General features: G+C 58.9%; 10 protein-coding genes. 4 read left to right on the forward strand and 6 right to left on the reverse strand.

Translation table 11 applies throughout. From position 1 onward, the window contains the following. The first annotated feature begins 60 nt into the window (after positions 1-60). Positions 61-2,625 carry a DNA gyrase subunit A gene (gene gyrA / locus KTAU_RS05205; RefSeq protein WP_174844055.1) on the forward strand — a complete coding sequence of 855 codons (2,565 nt, stop codon included), beginning with the start codon at positions 61-63 and terminating at the stop codon, positions 2,623-2,625. A gap of 85 nt (positions 2,626-2,710) precedes the next feature. Here the strand turns inward: gyrA and KTAU_RS05210 are convergent, their stop codons facing one another. Continuing rightward, positions 2,711-3,103, reverse strand: a complete 393-nt coding sequence (locus tag KTAU_RS05210; protein WP_151727336.1) for a hypothetical protein — start codon at positions 3,101-3,103, stop codon at positions 2,711-2,713. Between the two features lie 12 nt (positions 3,104-3,115). Continuing rightward, positions 3,116-3,895 (reverse strand): glycosyltransferase family 2 protein, encoded by a 780-nt coding sequence (locus KTAU_RS05215; RefSeq protein ID WP_151727337.1) that lies wholly within the window; start codon positions 3,893-3,895, stop codon positions 3,116-3,118. Between the two features lie 616 nt (positions 3,896-4,511). Here KTAU_RS05215 and hisS point away from each other — a divergent pair. Next, the gene (gene hisS / locus KTAU_RS05220) at positions 4,512-5,810 is read left to right on the forward strand and encodes a histidine--tRNA ligase (protein ID WP_151727338.1); all 1,299 of its coding nucleotides are present in this window, start codon (positions 4,512-4,514) and stop codon (positions 5,808-5,810) included. A gap of 217 nt (positions 5,811-6,027) precedes the next feature. Here the strand turns inward: hisS and KTAU_RS05225 are convergent, their stop codons facing one another. The 3 genes from KTAU_RS05225 to fdhD all read right to left on the reverse strand — a co-directional run bounded on the left by KTAU_RS05225 (position 6,028) and on the right by fdhD (position 9,694). After that, positions 6,028-7,251: a hypothetical protein gene (locus tag KTAU_RS05225; RefSeq protein WP_151727339.1), complete on the reverse strand. Its 1,224-nt coding sequence runs from the start codon at positions 7,249-7,251 to the stop codon at positions 6,028-6,030. A 78-nt stretch (positions 7,252-7,329) separates the two neighbouring features. Continuing rightward, positions 7,330-8,757, reverse strand: a complete 1,428-nt coding sequence (gene mnmE, locus KTAU_RS05230) for a tRNA uridine-5-carboxymethylaminomethyl(34) synthesis GTPase MnmE (protein WP_151727340.1) — start codon at positions 8,755-8,757, stop codon at positions 7,330-7,332. Between the two features lie 55 nt (positions 8,758-8,812). Then, entirely contained in the window at positions 8,813-9,694 is an 882-nt protein-coding gene (fdhD, locus tag KTAU_RS05235; protein WP_228026322.1) for a formate dehydrogenase accessory sulfurtransferase FdhD, read from the reverse strand. 236 nt (positions 9,695-9,930) lie between these two features. Between fdhD and KTAU_RS05240 the strand changes: the two genes are divergently transcribed. After that, on the forward strand, positions 9,931-10,428 hold the full coding sequence (locus KTAU_RS05240; protein WP_112429560.1) for a Fur family transcriptional regulator: 498 nt from the start codon (positions 9,931-9,933) through the stop codon (positions 10,426-10,428). A 153-nt stretch (positions 10,429-10,581) separates the two neighbouring features. On the opposite strand, the gene aroC is transcribed toward KTAU_RS05240, so the two are convergent. Beyond that, positions 10,582-11,745, reverse strand: a complete 1,164-nt coding sequence (gene aroC / locus KTAU_RS05245; RefSeq protein WP_151727341.1) for a chorismate synthase — start codon at positions 11,743-11,745, stop codon at positions 10,582-10,584. A gap of 493 nt (positions 11,746-12,238) precedes the next feature. Between aroC and KTAU_RS05250 the strand changes: the two genes are divergently transcribed. Beyond that, positions 12,239-13,615, forward strand: a complete 1,377-nt coding sequence (locus KTAU_RS05250) for a transcriptional regulator (protein ID WP_151727342.1) — start codon at positions 12,239-12,241, stop codon at positions 13,613-13,615. Positions 13,616-13,657 lie beyond the last annotated feature (42 nt).

The following is a 13,657-nucleotide window of genomic DNA, read 5'->3' on the forward strand; positions in this document are numbered from 1 at the left end:
ATGCAGCCAGCAGCGCTTGAGCATTGGCACTGACCTTTCTTTTTACTTGAGGATTTTTGCATGATGGAAGAAGTAGGTAATGTCAAAACTGTCGATATAGTTGACCAAATGACTGTGGCCTATCTGAACTACTCCATGAGCGTCATCGTCAGCCGCGCGCTGCCAGATGTGCGCGATGGCCTCAAGCCGGTGCATCGCCGCATCCTCTACGCTATGGAGCAGATGGGCTTGCAAGCCAATAAACCCTTCCGCAAATGTGCCGGTACCGTCGGCGAGGTGCTCAAACTCTACCACCCGCACGGCGACGTTGCCGTTTACGATACCCTCGTGCGCATGGCCCAGCCCTGGTCAATGCGCTATCCGCTGATCTTAGGGCAAGGCAACTTTGGTTCTCAGGACGATGATCCACCGGCGGCGATGCGCTACACAGAGGCCAAAATGGCGCCCATCGCCGACGAGATGCTACGCGACATCGACAAGGACACGGTCGATTTCGTGCCCAACTACGACAATCAGGCGAAAGAGCCAACCGTTCTGCCCGCGCGCCTACCCAATCTTCTGGTCAATGGCTCCGCCGGTATTGCCGTTGGTATGGCCACGAACATCCCCCCTCACAACCTCGTTGAGGTCTGTAACGGCATCATCTATCTGATCGATCATCCCGAGGCCACCACTGAAGACCTCTCACGTATCATTCTTGGCCCCGATTTCCCCACAGGTGGCATTATCCAGGGCCGTGAAGGCATTCGCAATATGTATGCCAATGGGCGCGGGCGCATTGTTGTCCGTGCTCGTACTCATATCGAGGAAAACGAGCGCGGGCGCGCCAGTATTGTGGTGACCGAACTGCCCTATCAGGTCAACAAGGCCGAGCTTGTTAAAAAGATCGCCGAGCTGGCTCGCGACAAGAAGATCGAAGGAATCGCTGAGGTGCGTGACGAATCCGATCGTCGCGGCATGCGCATGGTCATCGAGCTTAAGCGCGATGCTAATCCGACCAGCGTCCTCAATTCGCTCTACAAGTACACAGCCATGCAGAGCGCCTTTAATGCCAACATGCTGGCGCTGGTCGATCGCCAGCCGCGTATTCTGACGCTCAAAGGCTTCCTGCAGCACTATATCAACCATCGTGAACAGGTGATCACGCGGCGAACCCGCTATGAGCTGGCGCGCGCGGAGGCCCGCAAGCATATCCTCGAAGGCTTCCGCAAGGCTTTCGAGCACCTCGATGCCATTCTCCAGACCATTCGCCAGTCGCAGGGCACGGAGGCCGAGCTGAATCGCACGCTGCAGGCGCAGTTCGGTTTCTCGGAGGCTCAGGCCAGCGCCATCCTCGATATGCGTCTCGCTCGTCTGGCCGCCCTCGAACGCCAGCAGGTCGAGGAAGAGCTGCGCACCGTTCAGCAGCATATCGATTACTATAACCTGGTGCTGAGCGATATTAATGAAGTGCGCAAGCTGATTAAAGCCGATCTGGAGGAGCTGAAAGAGAAGTACGGCGATCCGCGCCGCACCGATATCAGCGAAGGAGAGGCCGGCGACTTCACGGAAGAGGACCTCATTCCGAATGAGGAAGTGGTGGTGACGCTGACAGAGAAGGGTTATATCAAGCGTCTTCCCTCCAGCACATACCGCGCCCAGCGCCGCGGCGGCAAGGGCGTTACCGGCATGGTCACGCGCGAAGATGATGCCGTTCGCCATTTGCTGGTGGCTCACGCCCATGATCATCTGCTCTTCTTTACTGACCGGGGCCGCGTCTATCAGCTCCGCGTCTATGAGCTGCCCGATGTCAGTCGCACGGCCCGAGGTGAGCACCTGATTAATCTGATTGCCCTCGATCAGCAGGAACGCGTGACGGCCATCGTGGCCGTACCCAAGGGGGTTAGTCGCGACTACATGATCGTGGCAACCCGCAAGGGCGAGGTGAAGAAGACGGTCATGAGCGAGTTTGAGAGTGTGCGCCGCCAGGGCCTGATCGCTATGAATCTCGAGGAGGACGATCGCTTGATCGGAGCCAAGCTGGCGCGCGCCGATGACCACGTGCTCTTGATTACTGCCCACGGGAAAGCTATCCGCTTCACCGTGGAGGAGCTGCGCGCGGCCTCGCGCATGAGCGGCGGGGTGCGTGGTATTCGGCTGGAAGAGGGCGACAGCGTGGTCTCGCTTAACCTGACTCCACGTGACAGCGAGCTGTTGGTGGTGACGGAGCGCGGCTACGGCAAGCGCACTCCCATCGAGGAGTATCCAGTGCAGAGCCGCGGCGGCAGCGGGGTCCTGACAGCCAAGGTGACAGAGAAGACCGGGCCAGTGGCGACGGCTCGTATCATTACTGATCTCGATAATGATTTGATGATTATTACCGCCGGCGGAGTGGTAATCCGTACGGAGATCAGCAATGTCTCACGCCTGGGCCGCGCGACTCAGGGCACGCGCCTGATGACCATTGCAGAAGGCGATAGCGTGGTGGCAGTGGCGACGACGAATGGGAAACGCAACGGTGAGCGCGAGGAGGGCCTCACGCCGCAGGATGATCAGACACCGGGCGCCGAGAGAGAAGAGCTGCAAACCAACGGAGAGCTGGCTTCTTCTGATGAAAGCTCGGAGCCTGAGCAGGAACAGGGATAGACAGCCTTAGTACATGAGAGGAGAGGGCCGGCCAAATCTGACCGGCCCCGCTCTTTTGAGGTCGCCTTGACCCTGCTCTGCTCTTCTATAGCTCCGCCTGCTCGTTGAAGATCCGGGCCAGCTCGTGAGGCGACGGCAGCGGTTGGCCGGAGCGGATGCGCTGAGCTGCCAGCCGATCTTGACGGGCGCTCTGGCGTACGAGTGGAAAGGGACGGCGGAACTGCCGCGCGAAGCTGGCAGCTTTCTGTTCGGAGAGCACAGCCCGCCGCTCATAGGCATAGGCCAACAGCTCCCGCTTGAGATCATCCCCGGCTTCCACCAGGAGCAGGAAAGCAAGGACAAAATCAGGTTTGCCCCGCTCGGCATAGGAGCGCGCATACTCCAGGCCATCCACTCCCTCCGCTAAGCGTTGCCGGGCCTGGACAGTGAAGACCTCTTTCAGGGCAGGAGCATATAGCTCGGCAAAGGTCGCGCTCATTCCTTCTCTACCTCATTCGTGTAGCATAGCCCGATAGGCTCTCCTCTGATGGCGCTCCTCTGTTCGCCACTTCCAGGCATAGTAGATCAGCTCACGGAAGGCCCGCGCAATGACCTCCGGTCTGGCACCTGTGGCTCGCCCCCCTCTGCGGGGCAGGTGATGAACGCCAACCTCAGTATAGGTATAGCCCGCACGCGTGAACTTGTAGAGAATCTCCGTGTTGATCATGGCGCCGCGCGTCTCTAGTTTGTGCTCGCGGAAAAATTGCGACCGGTATAGCTTAAAGGCGCAGTCAATGTCGCGCACGCGTAGGCCAAAGACCAGACGCACGAGCCATTTCCAGCCCCAGGCATTGAGCTTGCGCATCCAGGTGTCCTGCCGCTTGATCCGATAGCCCAGGACCGCATCGAAGCGCTCAATGAGCGGGAAAAACTGCTCGATGTCGCGGATATCAAACTGGCCATCAGAGTCCATGAAAAAGGCAAGGTCTTTACTCGCTGCCTCAAAGCCACTGACCAGGGCCGCCCCATAGCCGCGATTGACCGGATGGTTGATCAGCCGAATGCGTGGATCAGCGGCAGCCAGGCTCTCCACGATGGCTTTGGTGTTGTCTTTGCTGCCGTCGTTGACTACTACGACCTCAAAGTCCTGCACCCAGGGGGTCAGGGTCTCCAGCACATTTTGGAGTGTACCGGCAATGGCCGCCTCTTCGTTATGGGCAGGCAGAATGACCGAAAGGCTGTACTTCGTCTTGACTCCTGTCTCAATGGTTTCTGATTGTAATTCGCTCATAGCTCCCTGTTACTTGCCGTACGGCGGTTGAGATGAAGAAGAAGAACCGGGCATTTCTTCTGGCTCGCACGGCCCAACGGAGATGTCAGTCGCATCCTTGCTCACGTGCAGACCTTGACCATTCTGGCCCATGCATAGCCGGATGCCTGATGCCGACTGCCGGCGGAGGCGCGTGCAGGACCTACCATCCGATCGCGTGCGGACAGGCCCTATGGCATTCCAGCAAGCCTGATGGCAACTACAGAACGAGCCAGTTCCTCAGTTGTGTAATACCATTTCCCCGCCAGAATGTCCAGAGGCCAGGCTCCTCGACCATAGATAAGGCCGCACCTCTCCCTGCCATGCCGAGGATCTTAGACGTAGCTCATTCAGGCCCCCCATCGCTCACCTCCTGTGAGCACCTGGCAGGCCAGCTGGTCCTCCCCTCAACTAACTATGAGTGTAACGCCTGCTTTAGCTCAAGAGTAACAGCCCGCCGCTTACGGCTTAAATGCAGAAGTGGATGATACCCCTCTCTTCCCAGTCCTTTGGCTCACTCCTCCGGCCCCCTCCTCTGGACATCATCTGCTATAATAGGCTGTGCATTTCCGATCTGGAGGCGCGAAAGAACCGGACTATGTCAGCACAGCAGTACCGAGCCCTGCAGGGCTTCCGCGATATTTTGCCCGAGGAGCAGCCCTATTGGCGCTTCGTGGAGCAGACCGCCGCGGCTGTGGCCGAGTTGTATGGTTACCGCCGTATCGAGACGCCCATTCTGGAAGAGACAGGGGTCTTTCTCAAGACCTCTGGCGAAACTTCAGACGTGGTTGAGCACCAGATGTATACGTTCGAGGATCGCCCAGGAAAGGAGGGCCGCGGCCAGAGTCTGACCCTGCGCCCCGAGGGGACGGCGGGCGTGGTGCGGGCATACCTGGAGCATGGGATGTTCAAGCTGCCTCAGCCCGTCAAGCTCTACTACCTCAGCGAGCCAATGTTTCGCCATGAACGTCCCCAGGCCGGGCGCTATCGCCAGCACCACCAGTTCGGCTGCGAGGCCCTCGGCGAGAGTGATCCTGCGATCGATGCCGAGCTGATCGCCTTGCTCTATCAGGTCTACAGCCAGCTCGGGCTGCGAGGCATCCGCGTTCAGCTCAATAGCATTGGTGATTCAACTTGCCGCCCGCGCTACGTGGAGGCTCTGCGCGCTTACTATCGCCCTTTACTGGACCAGTGCTGCTATAACTGCCAGTCTCGCTTCCAGAAGAACCCGCTTCGTCTCTTGGATTGCAAAGAGCCAGAAGATCAGGCCAAGATCGCCGCTGCCCCTCATAGTGTTGATTACCTCTGTGAGGCGTGCCGCGAGCATTTCGAGCGTGTGCAGCGCTTCTTGCAGCTCTACGAGGTGCCTTTCGAGCTGAATCCGCTGCTTGTGCGTGGTCTGGATTATTATACGCGCACGGTCTTCGAGTTCACTTCAGAGATGGACAACACGGCCCTCAACGGGGGGGGACGTTATGACGGGCTGGCCGAGATCTTGGGCGGCCCTCCTACGCCCGGCATCGGTTTTGGCATGGGTATCGAGCGCGTTATTCTAGAACTGAAGCGCCAGGGAATCACCCCACCCCCTCCCGAGAGGCCACGGGCTTTTGTGGTCTACATGGGCAAGGAGCCGGCCCTTAAAGAGGCGGCAATTCGCTTGATGGCTGAGCTACGACATGCCGGCATCAAAGCTGAGATGAGCTACGGCGATCGCAGTCCTAAAGCTCAGATGAAGCAGGCCAACACCTCGGGCGCTGTCTACGCCCTGATCATAGGAGAGGAGGAGCTGGCCAACGGACTGGTGACTGTCCGCTCTCTGCGCGCCGAGGGCGCTGAGGAGGAGGCACGTCAGATAGCCGTTCCTCGCGCAGAGATCCTGCGCTATCTCCAGATCTGAGACAAGCGGGGAGCAGAAGAGCGCCACAGCATTTCTTACGAGCGGCCTTCTCTCCCCGCTCACTGTTGCTACTCCCTTCCTGACGGTGAGGAGTCTCCTTGTCGGTTCTTAGCGAGAATTGCTCTGAGTGTTGTTGCTTACCCAGATCCACGTCAGGAAGAGCCATTCTGGCTGGGCGAGGCAGAATCGATTCAGCAACTGGCTCCAGGCGCTGCCTTTAGCTGGCTAGCACGCTCCGATAGTCCGCCGGTAGCTGGCAACCGCGATAGAGCGCCCCGAGCAAGGCTGGCTGTGTCTGGACCTGAACTGCCCCCTGCGGACAGCTGAGCGTCAGCGTGCGCGCCCCCATTCCCAGATCTTGCCTTAAGGGCTTGGGATGGCCCCCAACATCCACCACGCCGATCGGCCAGAGCTGCCCATCGATGATAAAGTCCTGCCCACTAAAGTAGAAGAAGGGCACACGATAGCTCATCGCCGTACGCACATCGCTAATCAGTGACAGAATATGGGCGATGGCGATCTCCGCCGGATTGTAGACGTTGAGGCCACAGCCCTGAAAACAGCCAGTGCCTTCGACGATCCAGATGTGCTCTCCCAACTTGCCGCTATTGAGATCAATGCCGAACTGTTGCGCCCAGAAGGCCAGCAATCCGTAGAGGTTATTGACGTAATCGCCTGGATAACCATTGTGCCAGCTATCGATGAGACCCAGGATCTGCGTGCGCCAGCTCCAGTGGCCTCCCGGATGGACGAGGGTATTCATGGCGGTCTGCATCTCGTTCAGATAGGCGACACGGACCATGAGCTTGCTGTAGTCGTCTGGCACGACCAGCGGATCGATCGAGCCAAGAATGACCTTGGCACCAGGGTCATAGGTCTGCACGGCCTGAGCACAGAGATCATAGAAGCGCGCAAAGCGCTCAGGGGTGACATAGGTCGTCCAGGCGTCAAGCTTCATCTGCTCGTTGCCGCATTGCACGGCATCCGCCCCTGCCGAAGCAGCATCCTGGATAATGTTGGGATCGTAGAGACGTGGTGGTCCTGCACTTGGCTGACAGAGCGTCAGTAAGACATGGAAACCAGCCGCATGCATGCTGGCAATGGCATTTTTGAGAGCGCTGCCCTGTAAACCAGCAGCGCCACAACTATGGTCCCCCAGACGAACCCAGGCAATGCCACCAGCAGCGGCAGCGGTACGTCCCTCAACGCCGAGGATGGTGGCCGGATCACGAGTCGGCGAGGGGGTCGGTGAAGGGGTCGGCGTCGGCGTAAAGGTCGGCGTTGGCGAAGGAGTCGGCGTCGGCCGCTGAGCAAGCGGCACCGGCGTCGGTGTGGCCTCACCGCCTACAATACCCGCGAGCGCCACCCGGTAAGCCAGGGCGGTCAAGACGACACTGCTCAGGACAATGGCCACAGCGATAAGCAGCGTCGATCGCTTCATACTCCTCCTGAATATCATTGTCCCCCTTTAGAGGATATTACAAATAAATCAATATATAAAGAACAAAAGAGTATTTTTTTACTTGCCGATGCAGAATTCACTGAAGATGCGCTCTAGCAGATCGGCACTGGCCGTCTCGCCAGTGATCTCGCCGAGGGCGTGGCAGGCAGCCTGTAGATCGATCGAGACAAAATCGAGGGGCAGGCCCTGCTCCAGCGTAGCCAGGGCAGCCTGCAGATGCTGAGAGGCCAGGCGCAGGGCTTCCTGGTGGCGCAGGTTCGTCACCAGCACGCTATCGTCTTGCAAGGCTCTGCCGGCCAGGACCAGGTTGGCGATTGTCTCCTCCAGCTGGCTCAATCCCTCACCCGTCAATGTTGAAGTCATGACCAGCGGCGCCTCCGGCCAGAAGCGGCGCACCTGCTCAAGCGGCAGTGAGCGCGGGCGATCGATCTTATTCAGTACCAGAATCACCGGGCGTCCTGCACGGCCATTGGCCGTCACCTTGTCCTGCCGACCAAAACCCAGACGCAGGAGTTCCTCACAGACCTGACGGTCTTGAGCAGTGAAGTCTTCAGCGCAGTCGAAGACGAGCAGCACCAGGTCAGCACTCTCGGCGGCGGCACGGCTGCGCTGAATGCCAATCTGTTCGACTGGGTCGTCCGTAGGAGTGATACCAGCGGTATCGATCAGGTGCAGAGGGATGCCTCGGAGATTGGCCACTTCCTCAACCGTATCGCGAGTTGTACCGGCGATCGGTGTAACGATAGCGCGCTCGCTGCGCAGCAGGGCATTCAGGAGGCTTGACTTGCCGACATTGGGGCGACCGATGATGACGGTGCGCAGGCCATGACGATAGAGGCGTCCCTGCTCTGCTCCGGCCAACAATTCATCTATCATGCGCTGGGCCGTCAGCATGTGGGGGCGCAACTCGTCGGCGTGAGGAGTCGGAATATCGTCTTCGGGGAAATCAATGCTCGCCTCGATGCGCGCTAAGACGCCTAGAACAGTCTGCCGGGCCTCACGCAAACGGGCTGACACGCGCCCCTGCAGCTGCTGCATGGCCAGCTGCAACCCCGCCTCGGTGCGGGCACTGATGACATCCATGACAGCCTCGGCCTGCGTCAGATCGAGACGTCCGTTGAGAAAGGCCCGCAGGGTAAACTCGCCCGGCTGCGCAAGCCGTGCCCCATGCTCCAGTACGAGGCGCAGAATACGCTGCAAGACGAGCGGCCCGCCATGTCCCTGAATCTCAACCACATCTTCGCGTGTATAGGTGTGGGGCCGACGCATGAAAGCCACCAGCACCTCATCGAGCACCTCACCACTCCGCGGGTTAACAATCCGCCCATAGGTGAGCTGATGCGAGGGTGGGAGCGTCTGCTCCCCACCGGGACGGCGAAAGAGCGGGAGCACAATGGAGAAAGCTGCCTCCCCACTCACGCGCACAATGCCAATGCCACCCACACCAGGAGGGGTAGCGATCGCTGCTATGGTGTCACTTTGCATGGCTCCTCGCATAGTCCGCATTATAGTCCCGTCCTCTCTGACGTGCAAGAGGACTTTAGCCAGCGGCTAGCAGACGCTCAGGATGCGTGTAGACGTTCATTGAACGTCCCCGCAGGAAGCCAACAAGCGTGATGCCCGCTTGCTCTGCCAGCTCCACAGCCAGACTCGATGGCGCCGAGATAGCGGCCACACAAGGGATACGGGCAGAGAGAGCCTTCTGTATAATTTCGAACGAGGTCCGCCCGCTGACCATGAGAATGTGCTCGCGGTAGGGGAAGGTGCCCTGGAGCAGGCCACAGCCCACGAGCTTGTCCACCGCATTGTGCCGCCCGACGTCTTCGCGCAGGAGCAGCAAGTCCCCCTGGAGAGAGAAGAGAGCCGCCGCATGCAGGCCACCGGTATGGGAGAAAACAGCCTGGGCCGCCCGTAGCTGTTCAGGTAGCATGTAGAGCGTCTCAGCTCGCAAACGCAGCTTATCTGGTTCTAGCGGAGTAAGCGAGCTGAGCAGGTCCGCAATACTGTTCTTGCCACACAATCCACAGCTAGAGGAGACCGCGAAATGACGCTCAAAGGTAGCCTGGCAGGCAGCTCCACTACTGGCCTGCTCCGTCCGGGCTTCACTGCCGCGCAGGGTGACCTCTATGACGTTGGGCAGCGGCAGGCCATCGGCATCGACGGCCTCCTCAACACGTAGCACCTCCTGCGCCGAGCGAATGAGACCCTCATTGAAAAGGAAGCCCAGGGCCAGCTCGCGATCGTGACCAGGGGTGCGCATAATGATCGCGAGACTGCGCTGGTTAAGCCGGACCTCCAGCGGCTCTTCGACGGCCAGCGCCTCTTCGCGCGGCTGAGAACGTCCTTCCTCCCAGTGCAGCACGCGCGCACTCATGACACGCAGCGGATCAACGATAGAGCGCCAAAAATGGGTAGCAGTCATGGTGCCGTTCTCCTTCATTGTACCGCGCCCTCACCAGGCACTCGCCAGATGAGCTGGCTCGCCATCGGCCTCCACCAGTCCTCATTGACGCCTCGCATCTGGCCATGCTAGGATTCAGGCAAGGTCGCGCACCCGATCCGTCAAGGTATTTCTCACTCAGCGAAGAGAGCTGTCAGGCTGTCCCGGTGAGCAGAGGACAGCTCAGCTCAGGTCGATCCCACATCGAGGTTTGAGCAATGCATCACTATGTCAAGTCGTCGAGCGAACTGCTGCGCAAGCGTGGCTACCGTCTCACGCCGCAGCGCTCGATGATCTTGAACGTTATTCACGAAGCAGACGCCCATCTAAGCATTGAACAGATCAGCGAGCGCGTTCAGCAGCAGAATCCCGCGGTCAGTCTCTCGACCATCTACCGCACGCTCGAACTCCTCAAGGAGCTAGGGCTAGTGCGAGAGAACCGTCTGCCGGGGGAGCCACCACGCTACGAGCGTGCGCCGGGCAAGGCCCATCACCATTTGATCTGCCGTGGCTGCCACGTCATTATCCATCTCGACGAGAATCTGCTTGGCAATCTGCATGAAGACCTGCAGCAGCAGTACGGCTTTCACGGCCTGACACTGGATCTGGTGGCCAGCGGTTACTGTCAGGCCTGCTGGCAGAAAAGGCAGTCCTTCCCTTCAGCAGGCGAGTCGACCGCAGGGATGAAGAGCACCAGCACCCCAGACGAGAGCTGAACGCAACGTCACCTGCTAGCTTGGGGCCAACCGGCAGCATCGTCATGGGCGCCGAGCGTCGAGGCTACCTTCCGGTCCGCACCCTCGCTCAGACTGGCGGCGAGCACTGGCGGCGCTTCCTCTTCATCCAGCCCAGCCTGGTCTGGCCCTGCTCTAAGCCGACTGGCTGGCCTGGAAATGACGCAGCATCTCCTCCAGACTATCGCCACCGTACTTTTCTAGCAGGGCTTCGGTCAAGACGATGGCCATCATCGCCTCACCGACTACGCCGCCGGCGGGCACTACACAGACATCGCTGCGCTCATAGCGGGTCTGATCGATATTCTCGCCACTGGCCAGATCGACGGCGGGTAGCGGATGAGCCAGAGAAGGGATGGGTTTGAGCGCTACACGTACCACCAGCGGCTCGCCGTTAGTGATCCCTCCTTCGATGCCGCCGGCATTGTTGGTCACATGGTACCAGCTTCCGTCAGCCCCATGTCGCAGCACGTCATGCACTTGAGAGCCAGTGCGCCGCGCTGCCTCCAGCCCCGCGCCAATCTCGACAGCCTTGGCCGAGGGAATGCTGAGCATAGCCAGACCGAGGCGCGCGCTCAAACGTCGATCCCACTGACTATAGCTCCCTAGCCCGATCGGGACCCCAAGCGCGACGACCTCGAAGACGCCGCCGCAGGTATCGCCAGCCCGCTTTGCTTCTAGAATACGAGCAATCATGCGCTCGGTCAAGGCGGGATCAGCGCAGCGCATCGGTGAGGCTTCTACCTGTTCCCACAGGCTCGGGGGATAGGCGTCGCGCGTCAGGGGACGCGGCTCCTCATAGCCTACGTCGGCAATGGCCAGGACATGGCTGTGAATGGAGATCCCAAAAGGCTGTAGCAGCTGGCGGCAGAGGGACCCTACAGCCACACGCGCTGCGGTTTCGCGCGAGCTGGCCCGCTCAATCACATTGCGCACATCGCGATGACCATACTTCATGGCTCCTGTAAAATCGGCGTGACCGGGGCGCACGCGCGTCACCGGTTCGGGCAGCTCCTCTAGCGGTTCAGGACTCATCGCCTGCTGCCAGTTGACCCAGTCGCGGTTTTCAATCTGCATGGTCACCGGTGAGCCAAGGGTCCTCCCATGCCGGATACCAGAGAGAAAACGTACACTGTCTCTCTCGATCTTCATGCGTCCCCCACGCCCATACCCTCCCTGGCGACGACGGAGATCACGATCAATAGCTTCACGGTCGATCTCCAGTCCGGCTGGTAGCCCTTCGACGATGATGGTCAGGCAGGGACCATGCGATTCACCCGCGGTGAGAAAGCGAAACATGACAGACTCACCCTCCCAGAAGTCCAGATTGCCTTGATTATACAGGGAAAGGGGGCAGGCCGTCAGTAGGAGATGCCTCTCCTCCGGTTTTCATTCCTTGAGAGCAGGCAGCCAGGCCAGGCTAGAAAAGCACGGGAAGATAGTACCAGCGGCGGAGAGCTTCTGCGCTCTCTTTCCATAGAGAGAGATTGATGAACAGTTCGGGCAGATCGGCTATCAGACAGCGCCTCTAAAGCGGAGGGAAGTCCCTGCTTGAATTTCGATTGAACTGTGCATAGCATTGCGATGACTGCTGCAATACGCTGTCCATTCAGGAGACCATGAGCTTGAGACAGCTTTAGTTGTAACACAAGAAAGGGACTTTTTTGCGTGCTGATTTTTTCTTGCTATTGACACAACAATAAAAAGAATTTACAATCTCTTTTATGAGGAAGTTATCTATTTATTGACTCCCCATTCATATTCACGAGTGTGCTGTACGTAGGAGGGTTCTATGTCACCAAAGACGCCCAACCACCTCGGGTCTTCAGTAGGGGCAAGAGTGCGAGCAATCAGACAAGCCAGGAAACTGACTCAGAGCCAGCTGGCCGGTCACGATTTCTCCGTCAGTTACATCTCAGCCATTGAGCGCGGGCAGATTCAGCCTTCCATTCGGGCGCTAGAGATCCTGGCGAGCCGGCTGAACGTTTCCCCCGCCCAGCTTCTGGCCGAGACCGGAGGAGGACCCCTGAGTCAGCCAGCTGTAGCTGCCCGCGATGGACGGCACGCCCTCGCAGGTGAGAATGAAGTGCACCTGCGGCTGCTGGAGAGCGAGATCTGGATTCATGAGGGCGAGCTAGACCGGGCCATCGCCATCTTGCATGATTTGATCAGTGCCATGCTCCCGCGCCAGGATAAGGCGCGGGTCTATTATCTTCTCGCCCTTGCCTCCTTCTCCGTCGGGCGCCTTTCCGAGGCTGAGCGCTCCCTCGAAGAATGTCGCCAGCTTCTCGCAGATTATGAGCCTTCTCCTTTAAAAGCTCGTATCTTCTACCTTTCTGGCCTTGTACATTTCTCTATGCAAAATTATTATTTAGCAGAATTTTTCTATAATGAAAGCATCAATATTTCCGACAAAATCATGCCGAAAGATTATTTTCTTTTAATTCGATGCTATCTTGGCCTTGGACAGCATTACCTCGAGCGGGGCGACAGCGAACGCGCGATCACCGCCTTGAAACAGGCAGCAGCGCTGAGCGAGAGGGAGGCAGCGGTCCCCGCTCAACGTCCCGAACAGGCCTACGCCGAGCTAAGCGCAGGCTATGCTCGCCAGGGCAACCATTTACTGGCTCTGCTCAGCGCCCACAAAGCCCTGGCGGTGCAGGAGCAGCGACGTCTCAGTCGTTTACAAGGAGAGATAACCCATCTGCTTTACCACATCCGCTTGCAGAGCAGCGATGAGGCCAGCCGACGCCAAGCACTCGCTACCTTAGAAGATCTGCAGCAACGAGCAAGAGAACCTCTGCAAGCTGCCAGCATTGCCTTTCACCTGGCACACTGGCATTTTCATCATGAGCACCAGCTGGCAGAAGCCAGACGTTACAGCGAGCAGGCCCTGGCCCTGGCGCGCACCTTTGGTGAGAATCTCATTCAGGCCGAGGCCCTTTTTCTTCTCGGCCAGCTTGCTTACGAGGAGCGCCAATACGAGCGCGGCGATCAACTCTGTCGCGAGGCGCTTCTTCTTTTGGAGCGCCTCCATATTGACCGCGATCAGCTCGCTGAATACTACAGCACTTATGCTCACCTGCTTGAGGGACGAGGGGACGCACGCGAAGCTTTTCTCTACTTCCGCCGTGCTTACGAGATCGCCCAGCACCGCACTCGTCCCTGAGCGGAGAGCCGCTTTCTCCTCTCCTCCGTCTTTGCTCATGCT

Source organism: Thermogemmatispora aurantia (assembly GCF_008974285.1).
Lineage (GTDB): Bacteria > Chloroflexota > Ktedonobacteria > Ktedonobacterales > Ktedonobacteraceae > Thermogemmatispora > Thermogemmatispora aurantia.

Excerpts from the sequence above, each read along its gene's own strand:
- gyrA (WP_174844055.1), top strand. The coding sequence starts at position 61 with ATGATGGAAGAAGTAGGTAATGTCAAAACTGTCGATATAGTTGACCAA.
- KTAU_RS05210 (WP_151727336.1), bottom strand. The coding sequence starts at position 3,103 with ATGAGCGCGACCTTTGCCGAGCTATATGCTCCTGCCCTGAAAGAGGTC.
- KTAU_RS05215 (WP_151727337.1), bottom strand. The coding sequence starts at position 3,895 with ATGAGCGAATTACAATCAGAAACCATTGAGACAGGAGTCAAGACGAAG.
- hisS (WP_151727338.1), top strand. The coding sequence starts at position 4,512 with ATGTCAGCACAGCAGTACCGAGCCCTGCAGGGCTTCCGCGATATTTTG.
- KTAU_RS05225 (WP_151727339.1), bottom strand. The coding sequence starts at position 7,251 with ATGAAGCGATCGACGCTGCTTATCGCTGTGGCCATTGTCCTGAGCAGT.
- mnmE (WP_151727340.1), bottom strand. The coding sequence starts at position 8,757 with ATGCAAAGTGACACCATAGCAGCGATCGCTACCCCTCCTGGTGTGGGT.
- fdhD (WP_228026322.1), bottom strand. The coding sequence starts at position 9,694 with ATGACTGCTACCCATTTTTGGCGCTCTATCGTTGATCCGCTGCGTGTC.
- KTAU_RS05240 (WP_112429560.1), top strand. The coding sequence starts at position 9,931 with ATGCATCACTATGTCAAGTCGTCGAGCGAACTGCTGCGCAAGCGTGGC.
- aroC (WP_151727341.1), bottom strand. The coding sequence starts at position 11,745 with ATGTTTCGCTTTCTCACCGCGGGTGAATCGCATGGTCCCTGCCTGACC.
- KTAU_RS05250 (WP_151727342.1), top strand. The coding sequence starts at position 12,239 with ATGTCACCAAAGACGCCCAACCACCTCGGGTCTTCAGTAGGGGCAAGA.